This window comes from Microbacterium sp. SCN 69-37, from assembly GCF_001724435.1.
GTDB classification, from domain to species: Bacteria; Actinomycetota; Actinomycetes; order Actinomycetales; family Microbacteriaceae; genus Microbacterium; species Microbacterium laevaniformans.
Genome location: NZ_MEEL01000020.1, coordinates 64,246 through 82,408, shown reverse-complemented (window position 1 = coordinate 82,408; position 18,163 = coordinate 64,246). Strand labels below are relative to the sequence as shown.

The following is an 18,163-nucleotide window of genomic DNA, read 5'->3' as shown; positions in this document are numbered from 1 at the left end:
CCGCGCGTCGTCCCGACCGGCGGCGACCCGCAGGCCTCTACGATCGGAAGGGACCCGGAGGAGACTCAATGGCGACCAGCGCTCGGCAGTTCGACGGCGAGCGATCATCCGCCACTTTCGGCGGCTCGCGGCGGACTCGCCGTCCGCGACACGACGCCGGGGCGGGGCGGGCATGACCGACGTCGAGGTGGTGGGATCGGGCCCCAACGCCCTGGCCGCCGCGGTCACGCTCGCGCGGGCGGGCCTGTCGGTGCGGGTCTTCGAACGGATGGCACAGCTCGGCGGCGGAGCCCGCACCGCCGAGACGGTGGCACCCGGGTTCCGCCACGACACCTGCTCAGCCGTGCATCCGCTCGCGCTCGCCTCTCCCTTCTTCCGCGCGTTCGGGCTCGCGCGGCGCGTGGAGTTCGTCACGCCGGAGATCTCGTTCGCGCATCCCTTGAGCCCCGCCGTCGGCGGCTCCGGCATCGCGTACCGCGACCTGGAGCGCACCGTCGACGGCCTCGGCCGTGACGGTGCCGCCTACCGACGGTTGATCGCCCCTCTCGCCAGCCGCGCGCGGGAGATCGCCCGGTTCACGGGGTCCCCGCTGCTGCGCGTGCCGCCGCATCCGCTCGTCACCGCCCGCTTCGGTGTGCGCGCGCTCGTCCAGGGCAGCGCCGCGTGGGATGCGCCGTTCACCGGCGCCGTCGCACCGGCCATGATCACCGGTGTCGCCGCCCACGCGATCGCGCCGCAGCCGAGCCTGGTCGCCGCGGCCGCCGGGCTCGCCCTGCAGACACACGCGCACGCGGGCGGTTGGCCGATCCCGATCGGCGGATCCCAGGCGATCTCGGACGTTCTGGCCGACGACCTTCGCGCACACGGCGGCGAGATCGTGCTCGATCATGAGATCACCTCGCTCGAGGAGCTGCACGCCCGCGCGGTGGTGCTCGACGTCACACCGCGAGCGCTCGTGCGGCTCGCCGGCGAACGGATGCCGGGGCCCTATCGACGACGCCTGGAGCGGTTCCGCTACGGCAGCGGCTCCGCGAAAGTGCAGTTCGCCCTGTCGGGGCCGGTCCCCTGGGCCGACGAACGGATCGCCGGAGCCGGCACCGTGCACATCGGAGGCACGCGTGCCCGGATCGCCGCGGCCGAGCGCGACGTGCTCGCCGGGCGACACGCGGCATCCCCCTATGTGCTCGTCTCGCAGCCGTCGGTCTTCGACTCCACCCGCGCACCGGAAGGCCACCACGCCCTCTGGGCGTACACGCACGTGCCGGCCGGTTCGACAGTGGACCAGACCGAGGCCGTGATCCGGGCGATCGAGAACGTCGCACCCGGGTTTCGCGATGTGATCATCGCGTCGCACAGTACGACCGCCGCCCAGCTCGAAGCCGACAACCCGAACTACATCGGCGGCGACATCGCAGCCGGCGCCGCGACCCTGCGTCAGCTGCTCGCGCGCCCCGTCCTCAGCACCGAGCCGTGGCGCACGCCGCTGCCGGGCGTCTACCTCTGCGGGGCCGCGACGAGTCCCGGTCCGGGGGTCCACGGCCAGTCCGGATGGTTCGCGGCGTGCAGCGTCCTGCAGCACGAGTTCGGAATGCCGCACACGCCCTCGCTCGCGCCCTGAGATCCCTGCTCCGGCCGCGTCAGCGCGTCGGCATCACCTTCTCGAAACGGAAGCCCCGGTCTTCACCGTCGAAGCTCTCATCCGGTCGATCCGCTGCATCCGGCTCCTCGAGCGGGCCGGGATGCGGGTGGCCCTCGTGGAAGAACTCGACCGCGTGAAAGCCGCAGACGTTGATGTAGAAGTGGATGTTGCGCACCTCGAAGTGTGGCGTGAAGGTCTCCCAGACGCGGGTGTCGGGGTAGCGCTCCTCGATCGCGCGCCACGCCCGCCGACCGAGTCCCTTGCCCTCGCGGCCGGCATCGATGAAGAACAGCTCCAGCGCCCGGCGGCCCGCCTCGCGGCCCGGAACGACGACGGCCCCTCCGACGCGTTCGCCGTTCTCGAGCAGGTGCAGCACCTCGGCATCGGGAGCATCGAACGACTCTGCGAGCTCACGATCGCTGGGAATGGGTTCCGTGCTGGGCTGCCCCGTCTCCTTCTCCACGGCGGGGGCGAAGGCCGCCTGAATGCGCCGACCGACGTCGGCGAGGTCGTCGCGGATCGCCGGCTCGAGCGTCAGGGATGGCGTGTTCGCGGTTGTCATGATTCGTGCCTCTCTCACGCGGTTCTTCCAGTCGATCAGCACGCCGCGTCGGCCGCATCGCCCGAGCGTCCGGACCTTCCCGCCGATCGGGGGACTCGGCCTCGGACCGAGGGGAGGGATGCCGGGGCCGGACCTGTGACCCCCCAGTTGACGGTCCGGTCCCCGACTCGTCCAGTGTGGCGGCGATGCCGGACGTGTGCGCCGTTGTCCACAAGTGCCGCCGGCAGCGCCCGCGCATCCGCCGATGGGGAGGAGTTCTCGCGCTCAGCCGCCCGCCGCAGGGGGCGTGCGACGGGCCTCGTCGAGCTCGTCGACGTACAGCGAGCGTTCGTCGATCGTGCCGTTGCGATAGGCCTGGCGTCCGACCATGTGCGCCGACAGCGGCGCGGTGGCCAGCTGCGTCATCACCACGGGGACGAGGAAGGCGACCACCGGCCAGCTCCGCAGCGACAGCGCGATCGCGAGGCAGATGAGAATGAGCCCGAGCACCTGCGGCTTCGTCGCGGCATGCAGCCGCGTCGGCACATCGCGAAAGCGTAGCAGCCCGATCGCCGCCGTGACGCACAGCAAACCGCCGATGAGCACGAGCACGAGGGCCGCGATGTCGAGGAGATCGTTCATCGGCCGGTGTTGTCCCTTCGTGCGACGAAGCGCGCCACCGCGATGGAGCCGAAGACACCGACGGCGGCGATGATGAGCAGCGCCGGCAGCGACCGGGTGTGGTGGTTGATCACCATGTCCGCGCCCAGGGCGCACATGACGAGCGTCAGCAGCACGTCCGATGCCACGGCGCGGTCGAGGATCGACGGCCCCACGATGATGCGCCACAGCGTGAGAAGGCCCGCCGCCGTGAAGACGACGTAGATGGCGATGATGAGAACGGTCATCGAGGTGCGCCGCCTTCCCGCGGCGAGCGCGCACCGATCTGCTGAATGGCCCGCAGCTGGGCGCGCGAGCCGACGGCCCGCACGATCCGCGACTCCCAGCCCTGCACCGCGCGTCGCTGGTTCTCGACGTCGCGATCCGACGAGACGCCGAGGACATGCAGGAAGAGGATGCGGCGGTCACGGTCGACGTCAACGATCAGCGAGCCCGGGATGAGCGAGGCGGTCACCCCGACGTGCGCCATGATCAGGTCGTCGTCGGTGCGCAGCGGCACCGCGATCACCGCGGTGCCCGGATAGCGCCGCGGATTGAGGGTCTGCCACGCGACGAGCAAGGATCCACGGATCAGAGCGAGGAAGAACATCACCACGAAGACGAGGCCATACCAGAGGTTCACCCGTCCCGACAGCTCGACCGCCGGCAGTCGGAACACGCGGGTCACCACGAGCGCCACGACGACGCCGGTCACGGCGGCGAGCACCGTGAACTGACCCCACAGCAGCATCCACAGGGCGACCAGCCACACGAAGAAGGGAAGCTGGCGCCAGACGGCGGCGGCCACCGATGATGTCGGGCTCACGATCCGCCCCCATCGTCGAGCTGCACGAGCGTGACGGGCGTGAGCAGCGCATCGCCGATGCTCGCGCACAGCGTGTAGAGAGGACCGGCGAAGACCGTGAGGGCGACGGTGACCGCGACCATCCCCGCCGTCGTGGCGGTCATGATGCGCGGGATGACGCGGCGGGCGCCTTCGTCATCGGCCGCCGGGGCATCGCCGAGGTACGAGATGCGGTCGACGACACCGGTCTCCTCCGTGTGGTCGTCGTCCTCGCGCCAGAAGGCGAGGTTCCACGCGCGCATGAGGGTGTACAGGGTGAGCAGCGAGGTGACGATGCCGCCGACGATCAGGATGTACATGAGCGGCGTGCCGACCTCGGCCGCGGCGTCGAACAACGCGAGCTTTCCGATGAAGCCCGAGAACGGCGGCAGGCCGCCGAGGTTGATCGCCGGGATGAAGAACAGCACCGCCAGCAGGGGTGCGGCACGCATCAGACCCTTCACCTTCAGGATCGACGTCGAGCCGGCACGACGCTCGACGAGGCCGACCGCGAGGAAGAGCGTGGTCTGCACGATGATGTGGTGGACCATGTAGTAGATGGTCGCGCCGAGGGCGAGGGGCGTCGCGATCGCGAGCCCGAACACGAGGTAGCCGACGTGGCTGACGAGCGTGAACGACAGGATGCGCTTGAGCTCGGCTTGCGCCAGCGCGCCGAGGACGCCGACGATCATCGTCGCCAGCGCGACGATCAGCAGCAGGGTGTTGACGTCGTTGTCGCGGAAGATCTGCGTCTCGGTGCGGATCATCGCGTAGACGCCGACCTTCGTCAGCAGTCCCGCGAAGACCGCGGTGACGGGGGCCGGCGCGGTCGGGTACGAGTCGGGCAGCCAGAACGACAGAGGGAACACGGCAGCCTTGATGCTGAACGCGAGCAGCAGCATGAGGTGCAGGACAAGCTGCGTCGAATCCGGAAGCTCCGTCATCCGCTCGGCCAGCTGTGCGATGTTCACGGTGCCCAGGGCCCCGTAGATGGCGGCGATGGCGGCGAGGAAGAGGATCGAGGAGACGAGCGAGACGACGATGTAGACGACCCCGGCGCGGATGCGCGACTCCGTGGAGCCGAGGGTGATGAGCACGTAGGAGGCGACCAGCAGGATCTCGAAGCCGACGTAGAGGTTGAAGAGGTCGCCCGCGATGAACGCGTTGAAGATACCCGCCGACAGGATGAGGTACGAGGGGTGGAAGATCGTCACGGGGGTGTCGTCGTCGCCGTCGGCCGCACCCTGCCCGACGGAGAAGAGCAGAACCGCGAGCAGCACGATGCTCGAGATCACGACGAGCAGCGCCGCGAGTCGATCGACGTACAGCACGATCCCGAACGGGATCGGCCAGCCGCCCACCGACACGGCGATCGCCTGCCCCGACGAGTCGACGGTGTACAGGAGCACGGCGGCGATCGCCGCCACGAGCGTCAGCGTGATGACCGAGACACCGACCTGGACGCGGCGCTGGCGACCGAAGACGAGCGCGATGCCCGCGCCGAGCAGCGGCAGGGCGACGAGAAGGGGAACCAGAGCGCTCACCGCGCATCACCCCCGTCTCGGCCGTCTCGACCCGGGCGATCGACGGGTGCGTCGTCGCGGATGCCGTCGAGGTCGCGGTGGTGCAGCACCGTGATCGGGGCCGTCTCGGTGCCGATGAAGTCGGTCGTCGCATCCTCGTCGTCGTCTTCGATGGACGTCTCGTCGTCCATCTCGTCCTCTTCGACCGCACCGCGATCACGCACGGCGATGTCTTCCTCATCGTCGACCACCGTGTCGGCCTGGCCCAACTGCCAGGAGCGGTAGATGAGCGCGAGCAGGAAGGCCGAGACGGCGAAGGTGATGACGATCGCCGTGAGCGTCAGCGCCTGCGGCAGTGGGTCGCTCATCTCATCGACGTCACCCGCGCCGAAGAAGGGGGCGATGCCGGGGCGGCCCATGACGACCAGCAGGAACAGGTTGGTCGCGTTGCCCAGCAGCAGGAAGCCGATCAGCACGCGGGTGAGGCTGCGCTCGAGCATCGCGTAGGCGCCGCACGCGAAGAGGGCGGCCATGATGACGATGAGAACGGCCGAGACGGTCACGAGACCATCACCCCCCGCTCGCGAACTTCCTGCGTCTGCCGGTCGACCTCGCCACCGAGCGAACGCAGCACGTCGAGCACGAGGCCGACCACAACGAGGTAGACGCCGATGTCGAACAGGGTCGACGTCACGAACTCGATGTGACCGATGATCGGGATCTCCGCCTCCCAGAACACGCTCTTCAGCGGCGGCAGACCGAACAGCAGCGGCAGCACCGCCGTGGCGACGGCGAGCGCCATCCCGGCGCCGAGCAGACGCCCGGCATCCGTGGGGGCCGCCGCACCGAGCTCGTATCGCCCGCCCGCCACGTAGCGCATGACGAGCGCCATGCCGGCGACGAGCCCTCCCGCGAAGCCTCCGCCGGGGAGGTTGTGACCGGCGAAGAGCAGGTAGATCGACACGACGATGATCGTGTGGAAGAGGATCCGCACGATGACCTCGAGCAGGATCGACCGGTTCTCCGGGCGCACCTTCTGGCCGCCCACGAGCCATGTCTGACGCGTGCTGTCGGGATCGCTTCCGCGGGGCCGCGGTCCCTCCGCCGTTTCGATGAGGGGACGTCGCGTGCGGGTGACGCCCGTCGGCAGCGCCGAGATCGACCGGGAGATGAGATCGGAGCGGTGGGTGACGAACACGAGCGAGGCCACACCGGTGGCGGCGAGGATCAGGACCGACAGCTCTCCCATCGTGTCCCAGCCGCGCAGGTCGACGAGGGCCACGTTCACGACGTTCTTCCCGTGTCCGAGCTCGTAGGCGAGGTCGGGGAAACGCTCGGAGATCGGCGTCGCCACGCGCGCTCCGGTCGCGACCATCGCGACCATCGCCATCGTCGCGCCGACCGCGATGGCGAGGATCGCCCGGAGGATCGGCTTGACGGAGGCATTGTGCTCCCCCAGGCGCGCGGGGATCCGACGCAGCACCAGCGCGAACGCCACGAGGGTGACCGTCTCGACGAGGATCTGCGTCAGCGCGAGGTCGGGCGCACCGCTGGTTGCGAACAGGGCGACCATGCCGAGTCCGGTCGCCGAGACCAGCACGACGCCGGTGTAGCGCTTTCGGGCCCGCACCGCGAAGATCCCCGCGATGATCATGATCGGCGCGACCACCAGCTGCATGGGCGTCTGCCAGGCGTCGAGCGAGATCTGCCAGTCGCCGCTGGCGAACAGTGCCGTGCCCTCGGCCGCCACGAACACGACGAAGATCGTGCCGACGTAGACCGGCAGCGACCCGCGCTGAGTGAAGGTCGTGGTCCACACCGCGATGCGCGCGATCAGGCGGAGCACCAGGTTGTAGACATCGGCGGCGGTGAACGGCAGCAGGCGACGCGGCATGCGCCCCGTGCGCTGTGCGATCGTGAATACCAGCGCGCCCAGGGCGATGCTGCCCAGCGACAGGAACAGGGCCGGCTCCCATCCGTGCCAGAGCGCCAGGTGGTACGGATATCCGCCGGCGGTGGGGAGCGTGTCGGCGTAGCCGGAGAAGGCGTGATCGAGCAGCGGTGCCGTGAAGCCGGCGGCGAGAGTCAGGACGGCCAACAGGATCGGCGCCGCGAGGAAGCCCAGCGGCGGATCGGGCCATTGCGTGGCAGGGCGGGCCGCGCCGTCGGCATCCTTCTTCGTCCAGAAGGCGCCCCACACGAAACGCAGACCGTACGCGGTCGTGAGGATCGAGCCGAGAAGGATGCCGAGCAGAGGGATGAGCGCATCAGGGCGCGTGCCGCCTTCGAGCAGCGAGCTGAGCACCGCCTCTTTCGCAACGAAACCGACGGTGGGGGCGAATCCCACCATCGATGCGACAGCGATGATCGAGACCACCGCGAGCGTGGGTGCCTGGCGCCCCACGCCGGACAGTTCACCGATGTCACGGGTCGACAGCTGACGGTCGATGACGCCGACCACGAGGAAGAGCGCCGATTTGAAGAGCGCGTGGCCGATCAGCAGCGCGAGGCCCGCGAGCGCGGAGTTGCGCTCTCCGTAGCCCAGCACGACCGTGAGCATGCCGAGCTGGCTCACCGTGCCGAACGCGAGGATGCGCTTGAGATCGGATTCGCGCAACGCCTGGAAGCCGCCCAGCAGCATCGTGAAGATTCCCAGACCGATGACGATCGGTCGCCACAGCTCGTTCTCGGCGAACGCCGGCGCGAGCCGGGCGATCAGATAGATGCCGGCCTTGACCATCGCGGCCGCATGCAGATACGCGCTCACGGGCGTGGGCGCGGCCATCGCACCGGGGAGCCAGAAGTGGAAGGGGAAGATGGCCGATTTGCTGAGCGCACCGACCAGCAGCAGAACGATCGCGGTGGCGAGCAGTCCGTCACTTCCCGGCCGCAGGGCCGCCGCATCGCTCACGATCGCGGTGATGCTGTTCGTGCCGTAGATCACCGAGAGCATGACCGCGCCGACGAACATCACGAGTCCGCCGAGTGTCGTGACGAGCAGGGCCTGGAGGGCGGCTCGTCGGCTCGCGCCGCGCGCGTGGTAGAAGCCGATGAGCAGGTAGGACAGGATGCTGGTGATCTCCCAGAACATCACGAGCACGATGATGTCGTCCGTCAGGACGAGTCCGTACATCGCCCCCGCGAACCCGAGGAGCACCGCGGCGAACAGGCCGACGCCCTGCGTCTTGCCGTCGAAGTACCAGCGGCAATACAGCAGGACGAGCGCTCCCACCCCGGTGACGATGAGCGTGAGGACCCAGCTGAGGGTGTCCATGCGCATCGAGAGATCGATGCCGAGTTGGGGGATCCAAGGGAGGGACTCGGCCGGCACCCGACCGGCGATGACCTCGGGCGTGGCCATGGCGGCGTGGACGAAGGCCACGACCGGCAGCAGCGCTGCGACGAAGAATGCTCGCGAGCCGATTCGCCCGACCAGCCACGGCAGCGCCAGCGGAATCACCGCGAACGCAGCCAGGAACACGAGCAATCTGGCCTCCTGACGGGTCGCGGGGGTCGCAAGGCCAGTCTACCGGGCGCCTGGTGTCACCCGGCGCGCGAGGTCGTATTACCGATGCGGAATGTGGAAGTGAGGTCGACCGACTCCGGTTCACGCCCGTCGAGCATCGCAGCGATCGCGGCGCCTGCCGCGCGGCCCTTGACCGTCGCGGGCTGGACGAGCGTGGTCAGCTCGTAGGGGGCGAGCCCGTCGACGGGAACGCCGTCGAACCCGGTGACGCTGACGTCCTGGGGCACGCGCAGACCGGCATCCTCGGCGGCGCGGATGACACCGGCGGCCAGAAGGTCGCTCTGCGCGATGACGGCGGTGGGCCGGGTGCGCGGGTCGGCGAACAGCACGCGCCCCGCGGCGAATCCGTCGTCGATGGAGCTGCCCGCGCACGCGAAGGCCGGCGCGTCGGGGAAGACGTCACGAGCTCCCTGAAGACGATCGCGCGTCACGTCGACCGCGATCTCGGCGTCCGGCGCGATCCACCCGACCGTGCCGGCGGCGTCCTGCCACAGCGTGACGATCGCGACGCGGGTGTGGCCGAGATCGCGGACGTGCTGCGCCGCCCGCCGCTGCGCGTCACGGTTGTCCAGAGCGATGCGGGGAATGCCCTCGCCGGCGTCTCCTTCGACCACCACGACGGGGATGCCGCGGGCCTGGACGATCGGCAGCGACGCGCGGAGCGACCCATCGCAGCCGATGAGCACCGCGGCGTCGATGGACGCCGTCGTCAGGGTGGGGGCGTTCTCGATGTCGAGCTCGGCGTCGCGGCGTAGGAGGAGGAGGCCCGCACCGAGGGGGGCGACGGCTTCGGCGAGCCCGTCCATCAGGAGTCGCTGGACGGGGTCGACGAACATGAAATTCAAGGATGAACCGACGACGACGGCGACGATGCCGCTGCGGCCCAGACGCAGCGAGGCGGCGCGGGGGTCGGGCCCGGTGTAGCCGAGGGAGTCGGCGGCCTCGATGACCCGCAGTCGCGTGGTGTCCGAGACCGGGGTCTTGCCGCTGAAGACGACGGAGGCCGTCGACGGCGAGACGCCCGCGACGCGGGCGACGTCGGCGATGGTGGCCCGGCGGTTCGTCACTCCCCGATGCTAACCCGCGTCGAATCGTTTCGGGCCGGGGATCGGGGATGTGGCGCGCTCGTCGTCGAGGCATCGAATCGATTCGAGAAATGTGGATACAGTGAGGGGGTGATCTCACGCTCCCGCCTCGACCGCCGCCAGCTCGTCCGCTGGCGGACCTCGATCTTCACGCTGTTCCTCCTGTGCGGCGTGACCTTCGCGTCCTGGGCGTCGCGGCTGCCGGCCGTCAAGCAGAACCTCGCGATCGACGACTTCGAGGTCGGCATCCTGCTGTTCGCCATGGGTGTCGGCTCGCTCATCGGCGTGATGTCGGCCAACGTCGTGGTCGTTCGCTGGGGCGCCAAGCGCGGACTGTCCGTCACGATCGTGGGCATCGCCATCGGCCTGTTCCTGGCCGCGCTGGGAGTGGACGCGCTGTCGTCCTATCCCCTGACGGTGATCGGATTGGCGACCCTCGGCCTGTGCTTCGGCGCCACGGACGTCATGATGAACGTCGAGGCGGCCGAGGTCGAGCAGGCGTTCGAGCGCACTCTCATGCCGCTTTTCCACGCGTTCTTCAGCCTCGGCACCGTCGCAGGCGCCGGTATCGGCGTCGCGATGACGGCCTGGGGCGTCGGTGCATCGTGGCACCTCGGCACCGTGGCCGTTGTCTGGCTCGTGATCACGGCCAACGCGCTGCGATCCATCCCCCTGCAGGCGCAGGTCACGGTCGACCCCGATGCCGCGTCTCCGGCGCGCCGTGAGCGTCTGCACGCCGCGCTCGAGGTCTGGCGCGATCCGCGCACCTACGCGATCGGCGCCATCATCCTCGGCATGGCCTTCGCCGAAGGCAGTGCGAACGACTGGCTGACGATCGCGGTCGTCGACGGTCACAACGGGTCGGAGGCCACCGGAGCGGTCTTCCTCACGGTCTTCTCCGTCGCGATGACGGTGTTCCGCGCGGTGGGCGGCCCGCTCGTCGACCGCATCGGTCGCGTGTGGACCCTGCGCGCCCTGTCGGTGGCCGCCGGGGTGGGCCTGGTCGTCTTCATTCTCGCGCCGAACATTCCGATCGCCTTCATCGGCGTCGCCCTGTGGGGCGCCGGCGCGTCGCTGGGCTTCCCCCTCGGCATGTCGGCTGCGGCCGACGATCCTCGCAGGGCCGCGGCGTCCGTCTCCGCAGCGGCGACCATCGGCTACGTCGCCTTCCTCTGCGGACCGCCGGTGCTCGGCTGGGTCAGCCACCAGATCGGCATCCTGAACACCCTCTGGATCATCGTCGGGCTCATCGCCATGAGCGGCTTGGCATCCGGCGCCGCCAAGCCGATCGCGGGGTCGAAGGTGGGCGCGGGCCACCACTGAGGCGGTCGCTCTCCCCGGGATGCCGCGAGGGTCACCTGTGGGTAGATCGAACAAATGTCCGAAGGTCGCCGTACACTCGGGGTATGACGGAGATCGCGCCGGGGGGCGTCATCGAGACCGACAGCGGCGGCCGGTTCGTGGCTGTACTGTCGGGTCTCGTTGCGGACACTGAGGCGGTGGCTCGCGCTGTGACGGCGGCGCAGGTCGCGGAGGTGCGGGTGCTGGCGCGGGCGGGTCAGCTCGCGGAGCGGGAGGCGGCGGCACAGGCGGGGGTCGGTGCGGGAGCACGACATGGTGTTGCGCTCGATCGCGGCGGAGCTGGGTGGGGTGCTGCGGGTGACCGATCGGACGGTGCAGCAGCGGATCGGTGAGGCGCGTGAACTCGTCGAAAGCTACCCCGCGACCCTCGACGCGTGGGAGGCGGAGCGGATCACGCGTGGTCATGTGCGGGTGATCGTGGATGCCGGCGGGCTCGTTCCCGCCGAGCGGCGGGCGGAGTTCGAAGCGGAGGCGATCCGGCTCTGTGAGGGGGATACGCCCAACCGGGTGCGGGCGGCGGTGGAGATTCTCGCCGAACGCACCGCGGAGCGTTCCTTCACCGAGCGCCACCGCACGGCGAGCGCGTGCCGCCGGGTCCGGGTGATCCCCGGGGCTGATGGCATGTCCGACCTCGTCGCGACAGTGCCGACGGTCATCGCCCACGGCATCCTCGACCGTCTTACGCAGCAGGCGATGGTGATCGCCGACAGCCGCCATCACGAGGGCGACGGCGTTGGCGATGGCGATACGCGGACGATGGCTCAGATTCGCGCCGACGTGCTCAGCGACATGCTGCTCACCGGCAGCCCGACCGTCGACCCCAGCGCGGTCGGCGACCGGCCCGGGGCCCTGGGCGCGATCCGTGCGCAGGTTCAGGTCATCGTCCCCGCACTCACCCTGCTCGACGCCGACGACGGACCCGCCGACCTCGTCGGACGTACCCCGGTCGACGCCGACACCGCCCGCGCTCTCGCCGCAAACGCGCCCACGCTCACCCGGATCCTCACCGACCCGGTAGAGCGGACCGTCCTCGCCGTCGATCGGTACCGCACCGCACAGTCGCAGCGCCGATTTCTCCGCGCCCGCGACCAGCACTGCCGGTTCCCCGGATGCCGACGGGCCGCGATCCGCTGCGAGATCGACCACACCGTCGACCACGCGCAGGGCGGCCCCACTGCCCTCTGGAACCTCGCCCACCTGTGTCAGCGGCACCACTCGATGAAGCAGTTCACCTCCTGGAGAGTGCGACAACACCCCGGCGGCATCCTCGAATGGACCTCACCCACCGGACGGGTCTACCGAGAAGACGCCCCCGTCCCCCTCGTGGCGTTCACGGTCGACCCACCACCGCATGCACCAGCGGAATCCGTGCCACCCTTCTGAGCGACCGCGCGGGTTCTCCCCGCGCGCCCTGCGAGACTGGACGGGTGCGTCTCATCATCGCCCGCTGCTCCGTCGACTACTCCGGACGGCTGAACACCCATCTTCCGCTGGCGACTCGCCTGATCATGATCAAGGCCGACGGGACCGTCGCGTTCCATCGAGACATCCAGCACGCCCCGCTCAACTGGATGAGCCCCCCGTGCACCCTCAGCGTCGAGGCGCCGGATGCCGAGTCGGCGTCGGCCGGCGTGATCGAACACTGGCGGGTCACCCACGCGAAGACCGGCGATGCCCTGCTCGTGCGGATCTACGAGGTGCTGCACGACTCGTCGCACGAGCTCGGCGTCGATCCCGGCCTGCAGAAGGACGGTGTCGAGGCCGACCTGCAGCGGCTGCTCGCCGAGCAGGTCGACGTGATCGGGGAGGGTCTCACTCTCGTGCGCCGGGAGTTCCCGACGGCGATCGGCCCCGTCGATCTGCTGCTGCGCAACCCGGACGGCGGCACGATCGCGGTCGAGGTCAAACGCCGCGGCGACATCGACGGTGTTGAGCAGCTCACCCGGTACCTCGAGCTGCTCAACCGCGACCCCCACCTCGCGCCGGTGGCAGGAGTGTTCGCCGCCCAGGAGATCAAACCGCAAGCCAAGACGCTCGCCGGCGACCGCGGCATCTGCTGCGTGACACTCGACTACGAGGGTATGAAGGGCGTCGAATCGGGCGCGCCGCGACTGTTCTGACAGCACCCTAGGCTGGACCCATGACGATGCGATCCCCTTTCACGTGCGTGCTCTGGGACGTCGACGGGACCCTCGTCGATGCTTCCGACGGCATTCTCCGCCGTCTCACGACCGCCCTCGAGCACTTCGGCAAGCCCGCGCCGACGCGTGACGAGCTCGTGCATTGGATCGGTCCGCCGATGTTCAACTCGTTCCAGGACAACGTCGGCATGACACCGGAACAGGCCACCGAGGCCGTCGCGTACTACCGCACCCTCGGCAAGGCCGACGGGTACACCACGGGAGCGCGGCTCTACCCGGGAGTGGCCGAGATCATCGCCGACCTCGACACCGCACGCATCGCTCAGGCGACCGCGAGTTCGAAGCCGGAGGTGCAGGTCGTCGCCCTCATGGAGCACTTCGACCTGGCGCCGCACATGACGGCGATGGTGGGCTCCACCCCCGATGAGAAGACGCTCGCGTCGAAGTCCGACATCGTCGCCGAAGCCCTCCGCCGCCTACACGCGGCCGGAGTCGACACGAGCCGTCCGGTCCTCATCGGCGACCGTCACCACGACGTCGAGGGCGGCGCCGCACAGGGGGTGCCGGTGATCTTCGTGCGCTGGGGTTTCAGCTGGCCACACGAGGCCGATGGCGCGTCCGCCGCCGTGGAAGATGCGGCGCAGCTGCGGGCACTGCTGCTCATCGACGAAGAGTCCGCGTCTCACGCCGACTGAGCTCGGCCGAGAAAGAGGGGCGCTGCGCGGCGATCGCCGCTGCCGCCGTCGGCGCCGAGCACATCGTGCGGCTCGATCTGGAGTGATCCTCGCTCACGACGAACGAGCCGCCGTCACACAAGGTGCGGACGACGGCTCGTTCCGACGTGAAAACGGCCCGCTCGAAAGCGGGCCGTCGAACTCACAGGGGTCGGATGTTCTCCGCCTGCAGGCCCTTGGGGCCCTGGGCGATCTCGAACTCGACGCGCTGGTTCTCCTCGAGCGAGCGGTAGCCGCCCGACTGAATGGCGGAGTAGTGGGCGAAGACGTCAGCGCCGCCCTCATCGGGAGCGATGAACCCGAAGCCCTTCTCCGAGTTGAACCACTTGACGGTACCGCTGGTGCTCATGAACTGCCTTACTGACGTGCGATGACGACGCGAGTGCGCCGACGGGCTCCACGCTAACGGTCGGCATGGCCTCGCGCAGTATCAGATGAGACAAGGTGACACAAACGTTGCAAGAACACAGCCAAAGGTGGCAAGCCTGACACGCTCCCGCGGCGGGCGGCGGCGGCCGTACACTCGTCTCTGAGATGACCCGAACCGTCTCACCAAGATGTCTGCTTATCTACACCCGATCGATCACAACGATCTGACCACTGGCGTGAGCCTGAGCGATGAGGTCTACGCGCGCATCGGCGCGGCCATCGTCGATGGCTCCCTCGCGCCCGGAGAACGGCTGCGCGACGTCGACATCGCGACACAGCTGGGCATTTCGCGCACTCCCGTGCGAGAGGCTCTGCAGCGTCTGGAGCGTTTCGGCCTCGTCGAGATCGCCGTCGGGCGCTACACCCGCGTGTCCGTGCCCGACGAGCGCGTGCGACGCGAAACCGGAGTGTTCACCGCCTACCTCATGGGCAACGCGATCCGTCTCGCGCTCGCCAACGCCACCGACGACGAGCTCGACGACATCGTCGCGGTGGCCGGCACCGTCGTCGACAGCGCGGCGCACCGCGACATCGCGTCGCTGTTCTCCCGCTGTACGCAGATGTTCGAGCTCATGACCCGCGCCACCCACAACACGGTGTTCATCGGCGTCGTTCGCGAGGTGGCGCTGGCGATCGAGCGGAATCTGCGCGGTTGGGACCCGTTCCTCACGGCAGCGGCCGGTCGCGTCGACCTCTTCGACGCGCTGCGACGCCAGCTCGCCGAGCGCGACGGTCGCGGCGCCGAGGAGACGCTGCGACGGCTCCACGATCTGCACTGATCCCGCGCCGATGCGAGTCGGCGGATGCCGAGTGACCGGCGGCGTTCAGCGTCCGAGCACCATGCCGCCGTTCGCAGAGACGATCTGGCCGGTAACCCACCCGGCATCCGGACCGAGCAGCCAGGCGATGATCCCGCCGATCTCCTCGGCCGTGCCCACCCGGCCGACGAGGGTCTGCGCGATGCGGTTCTGCACGACGTCGTCCGAGACCCCCGCCCAGAACTCGGTCCCGGGCACGAATCCCGGTGCGACGACGTTGGCGGTGCCGCCGAAGCGGCCCAGCTGCGCGGCGAGATCGAACATCCACGCGTGCAGGGCAGCCTTGGACGCCCCGTACGAACCGGTCCGCGAGCCACGCAGGGCCGAGACCGACGACAGCAGCACGACGCGTCCCCCGTCGGCTTCCAGCGCGGGTCGCAGCGCTTCGACCAGCAGGACCGCGGTCATCACGTTGAGGTCGAATCCCGCACGCCAGTGATCGCGGACTGCTTCGAGGCTGTCGTCGGACGCCGCGGGGGCGTTGCCCCCGGCGGAGGCGACGACGCCCGCGCAGCCGAGTCCCGCCTCTCGCACGGCACCGGCCACGCGGCGTGCACCGTCGGGGCTGCTGACATCGGCATCCGCGACCAGGAACGACGACGGATCGTGGGCGGCGACCTCCTCGAGCGGTGCCCGCCGGCGGCCGACGAGGGTGACGTGGCGACCGGATGCGGCGAGGCGGAGGGCGGCGGCACGGCCGATACCGGTGCCGGCACCGGAGACGACGACGGTGGAGCGATGCGGGTCGTTCATGACACCACGCTAACCGTGCATGCCGCGGTCTCGGCGCGGAGTGATCGCGAGCGCGGCGAGCGGCGTCGCGCCGACCAGCGCGAAGGCGAGGGGGTAGCCGACCAGGGTGACGAGCGACCCGACCAGCGGGCCGACCGCCGACGCCGCGACGAACTGCCCGGTGTTCTGGATGCCGAGGGCGCGACCCGACTAGAAGGGTCCGGCCGCTTCGGCCACCGACGTGTACGCGAGGCCGTTGTCGGCGACCGCGATCGTGGACGCGACGAGATACAGCACGCCGACGAGCGCGTCGGCGTGCACGGCGCCGGCGACTGCGAGCGCCGCCATCGCCACGACACCGGCGCCGGCCACCCACCGCAGCACGCCGACGCGCGTGCCGACGCGGTCGCTGAGGCGGCCGACGACGATCCGGCCCAGCGCGCCCACGAACTGCGACGCCGCCACGAGCGCGCCGGTCGCCGCCGCACTCCATCCCATCGCTGTCACCAGCCACACGAGGCCGAAGATCGAGAGCGCGAACTGCGGGACGACGAGCAGAGCCGAGGCCACGTGGATGCGGACGAGGAACGCGCTGGCGCGATAGGGGTTGGTCGCGGCATCCGCCGGGCCGATGCGGCGCGCGGGGCGCGGTGGATTGCGGATGCCCCACGCGCAGAGCACGGCGAGCGCGCCGGTCACCCCCGCGGCGACGACGAAGGGCGCGGCGAGCCCGCCCTCGGCCAGCGGTGGAACCGTCAGCGCAGCGGTGGCGACACCGAGCGGCTGGGACATCTGGCGGATGCCCATCGCGAGCCCCCGGCGCTGCACCGGGAACCAGCCGATCACGACGCGACCGCTCGCGGCGTTCGTGCTGGCCGAGGCGGCGCCACCGAAGGCGAGGAGCACGCCGAGAACGAGATATCCGTCGCTGCTCGCTGCGGCGGCAGCGAGCGAGAACACGGCGGTGAGGACGAGCCCGCCGGCGATGATCTGCCGTTCGCCGTACCTGTCGGTGAGCACGCCCCACACGACGAGCGTGCACACCATGCCGAGAGTGGGCGCCGATGCGAGCAGACCCGCCTGAGCGAGGGGCATGGCGTGCTGAGTGTGCAGGAGCGGGATCAGGTAGGCCGGCGCCGAGACGAGGAGGGTTCCGGCGGCTTGCGCCAACACCCCCAGCGCCAGCATCACCCACGCCCGCGTGGGCGTCGCTGTCGTCGTGTTCGTGCTCGGCATCGTCTGATCCTCCGTCGGGTACACTCTGGTATACCACCCTGGTACACCAGAGGAGCGACGTGACCACTTCCCCCGAGACCGGCAGTCCGTACGAGCGCCTGCGCGCCGCCATCCTGTCCCTCGACCTGTTGCCGGGTGAGCGGCTGAGCGAACGCGGACTCGAGTCGATGCTCGGCGCGTCGCGCACCCCCATCCGCGCCGCCCTCATGCGCCTCGAGAACGAGGGACTGACACGGCGCGATGACCGCACCTGGCGCGTGACGCCGATCGACCTCAGCGAGATCCGCGCGCTCATGGAGTACCGCGAGGCGCTCGAGACCGCCGTCGTCGCACTCGCGGTGGACCGCGCCGACGACGCCGAACTGGAAAGCCTCGGCGCGATCGCCCGTGCCGGCAGCGAGCACGACGACGCCGACGCCGTACTGCGCGACGGCAGCGACTTCCACGTCGCCCTGGCACGACTGTCGCGCAATCCGTTCCTGGTCGACGCGATCGCCGGCACGCTCGTGCGCCTCAGCCGCACGCGCTGGCTCGAGGTGCGCAGCGCCGCCTCCCGCGCCCACGCCGCCGCCGAGCACCGGGAGATCGTGGCCGCGGTCGCTGCCCGGGATGCCGAGCGCGCGCACGAGCTCGTCGTCGCACACGGCCGCGGCACGCGCGACCGCCTGCTCGCATCGCTGTCGGAGGAGCGCCTGCGGCTGCGCGGGCGAGGTCTGTCGATCGTGGAGTCGGCAACGGCGGGCTGAGGTCTCGCCGCCGCGTCACCTTCCGACGGTGGGCGGTGCCATGGTTCCGACGACGCCGACGCGCTCCGCCCGCCCGCTCAGCGTCGGCGCGATGTCCACCTCGATGCCGTCCGGAGCCTCGTACGCGGCGCGCAGAGCTCTCTCCGG

17 protein-coding genes and 1 pseudogene are annotated in these 18,163 nt (G+C 70.0%); 7 read left to right on the top strand and 11 right to left on the bottom strand.

Features of this window, described 5'->3' with window-relative positions:
• The first annotated feature begins 172 nt into the window (after positions 1-172).
• On the top strand, positions 173-1,618 hold the full coding sequence (locus ABS64_RS04535; protein WP_292681285.1) for an NAD(P)/FAD-dependent oxidoreductase: 1,446 nt from the start codon (positions 173-175) through the stop codon (positions 1,616-1,618).
• Between the two features lie 19 nt (positions 1,619-1,637).
• Here the strand turns inward: ABS64_RS04535 and ABS64_RS04530 are convergent, their stop codons facing one another.
• From ABS64_RS04530 to ABS64_RS04495, 8 genes are all read right to left on the bottom strand, one after another.
• Entirely contained in the window at positions 1,638-2,201 is a 564-nt protein-coding gene (locus ABS64_RS04530) for a GNAT family N-acetyltransferase (protein WP_292681282.1), read from the bottom strand.
• Between the two features lie 264 nt (positions 2,202-2,465).
• A complete protein-coding gene (gene mnhG, locus ABS64_RS04525) occupies positions 2,466-2,822 on the bottom strand; it encodes a monovalent cation/H(+) antiporter subunit G (RefSeq protein WP_292681279.1) in 357 nt (118 codons plus the stop codon).
• Complete coding sequence (locus ABS64_RS04520) at positions 2,819-3,088, bottom strand: monovalent cation/H+ antiporter complex subunit F (protein WP_292681275.1); 270 nt, start codon at positions 3,086-3,088, stop codon at positions 2,819-2,821. The genes mnhG and ABS64_RS04520 overlap by 4 nt, the downstream gene beginning before the upstream one ends.
• Positions 3,085-3,666 (bottom strand): Na+/H+ antiporter subunit E, encoded by a 582-nt coding sequence (locus tag ABS64_RS04515; protein ID WP_292681272.1) that lies wholly within the window; start codon positions 3,664-3,666, stop codon positions 3,085-3,087. The genes ABS64_RS04520 and ABS64_RS04515 overlap by 4 nt, the downstream gene beginning before the upstream one ends.
• Positions 3,663-5,228, bottom strand: coding sequence for a Na+/H+ antiporter subunit D (locus ABS64_RS04510; protein ID WP_288119236.1), 1,566 nt, complete (start codon positions 5,226-5,228; stop codon positions 3,663-3,665). Before ABS64_RS04510 ends, ABS64_RS04515 begins: the two co-directional genes overlap by 4 nt.
• Positions 5,225-5,770: a Na(+)/H(+) antiporter subunit C gene (locus ABS64_RS04505; protein WP_036286822.1), complete on the bottom strand. Its 546-nt coding sequence runs from the start codon at positions 5,768-5,770 to the stop codon at positions 5,225-5,227. Before ABS64_RS04505 ends, ABS64_RS04510 begins: the two co-directional genes overlap by 4 nt.
• Positions 5,767-8,694 (bottom strand): Na+/H+ antiporter subunit A, encoded by a 2,928-nt coding sequence (locus ABS64_RS04500; protein ID WP_292681269.1) that lies wholly within the window; start codon positions 8,692-8,694, stop codon positions 5,767-5,769. The genes ABS64_RS04505 and ABS64_RS04500 overlap by 4 nt, the downstream gene beginning before the upstream one ends.
• A gap of 56 nt (positions 8,695-8,750) precedes the next feature.
• Positions 8,751-9,800: a substrate-binding domain-containing protein gene (locus ABS64_RS04495; protein WP_288119231.1), complete on the bottom strand. Its 1,050-nt coding sequence runs from the start codon at positions 9,798-9,800 to the stop codon at positions 8,751-8,753.
• Positions 9,801-9,908: 108 nt separating this feature from the next.
• On the opposite strand from ABS64_RS04495, the gene ABS64_RS04490 reads away from it, so the two are divergent.
• From ABS64_RS04490 to ABS64_RS04475, 4 genes and pseudogenes are all read left to right on the top strand, one after another.
• The gene (locus tag ABS64_RS04490) at positions 9,909-11,141 is read left to right on the top strand and encodes an MFS transporter (protein WP_288119229.1); all 1,233 of its coding nucleotides are present in this window, start codon (positions 9,909-9,911) and stop codon (positions 11,139-11,141) included.
• 83 nt (positions 11,142-11,224) lie between these two features.
• A pseudogene (locus ABS64_RS04485) lies at positions 11,225-12,563 on the top strand (DUF222 domain-containing protein).
• A 44-nt stretch (positions 12,564-12,607) separates the two neighbouring features.
• Positions 12,608-13,300 (top strand): endonuclease NucS, encoded by a 693-nt coding sequence (gene nucS, locus ABS64_RS04480; RefSeq protein WP_288119225.1) that lies wholly within the window; start codon positions 12,608-12,610, stop codon positions 13,298-13,300.
• Positions 13,301-13,320: 20 nt separating this feature from the next.
• Complete coding sequence (locus ABS64_RS04475) at positions 13,321-14,016, top strand: HAD hydrolase-like protein (RefSeq protein WP_288119223.1); 696 nt, start codon at positions 13,321-13,323, stop codon at positions 14,014-14,016.
• A gap of 181 nt (positions 14,017-14,197) precedes the next feature.
• On the opposite strand, the gene ABS64_RS04470 is transcribed toward ABS64_RS04475, so the two are convergent.
• Positions 14,198-14,404, bottom strand: a complete 207-nt coding sequence (locus ABS64_RS04470; RefSeq protein ID WP_028496198.1) for a cold-shock protein — start codon at positions 14,402-14,404, stop codon at positions 14,198-14,200.
• Positions 14,405-14,612: 208 nt separating this feature from the next.
• Between ABS64_RS04470 and ABS64_RS04465 the strand changes: the two genes are divergently transcribed.
• Positions 14,613-15,263, top strand: a complete 651-nt coding sequence (locus ABS64_RS04465; protein ID WP_288119219.1) for a GntR family transcriptional regulator — start codon at positions 14,613-14,615, stop codon at positions 15,261-15,263.
• A 45-nt stretch (positions 15,264-15,308) separates the two neighbouring features.
• On the opposite strand, the gene ABS64_RS04460 is transcribed toward ABS64_RS04465, so the two are convergent.
• Positions 15,309-16,055, bottom strand: coding sequence for an SDR family oxidoreductase (locus ABS64_RS04460; protein ID WP_061683402.1), 747 nt, complete (start codon positions 16,053-16,055; stop codon positions 15,309-15,311).
• Between the two features lie 189 nt (positions 16,056-16,244).
• Positions 16,245-17,270 carry an MFS transporter gene (locus ABS64_RS04455; RefSeq protein WP_363331266.1) on the bottom strand — a complete coding sequence of 342 codons (1,026 nt, stop codon included), beginning with the start codon at positions 17,268-17,270 and terminating at the stop codon, positions 16,245-16,247.
• A gap of 59 nt (positions 17,271-17,329) precedes the next feature.
• Between ABS64_RS04455 and ABS64_RS04450 the strand changes: the two genes are divergently transcribed.
• A complete protein-coding gene (locus tag ABS64_RS04450; RefSeq protein ID WP_292681238.1) occupies positions 17,330-18,016 on the top strand; it encodes a GntR family transcriptional regulator in 687 nt (228 codons plus the stop codon).
• Positions 18,017-18,163 lie beyond the last annotated feature (147 nt).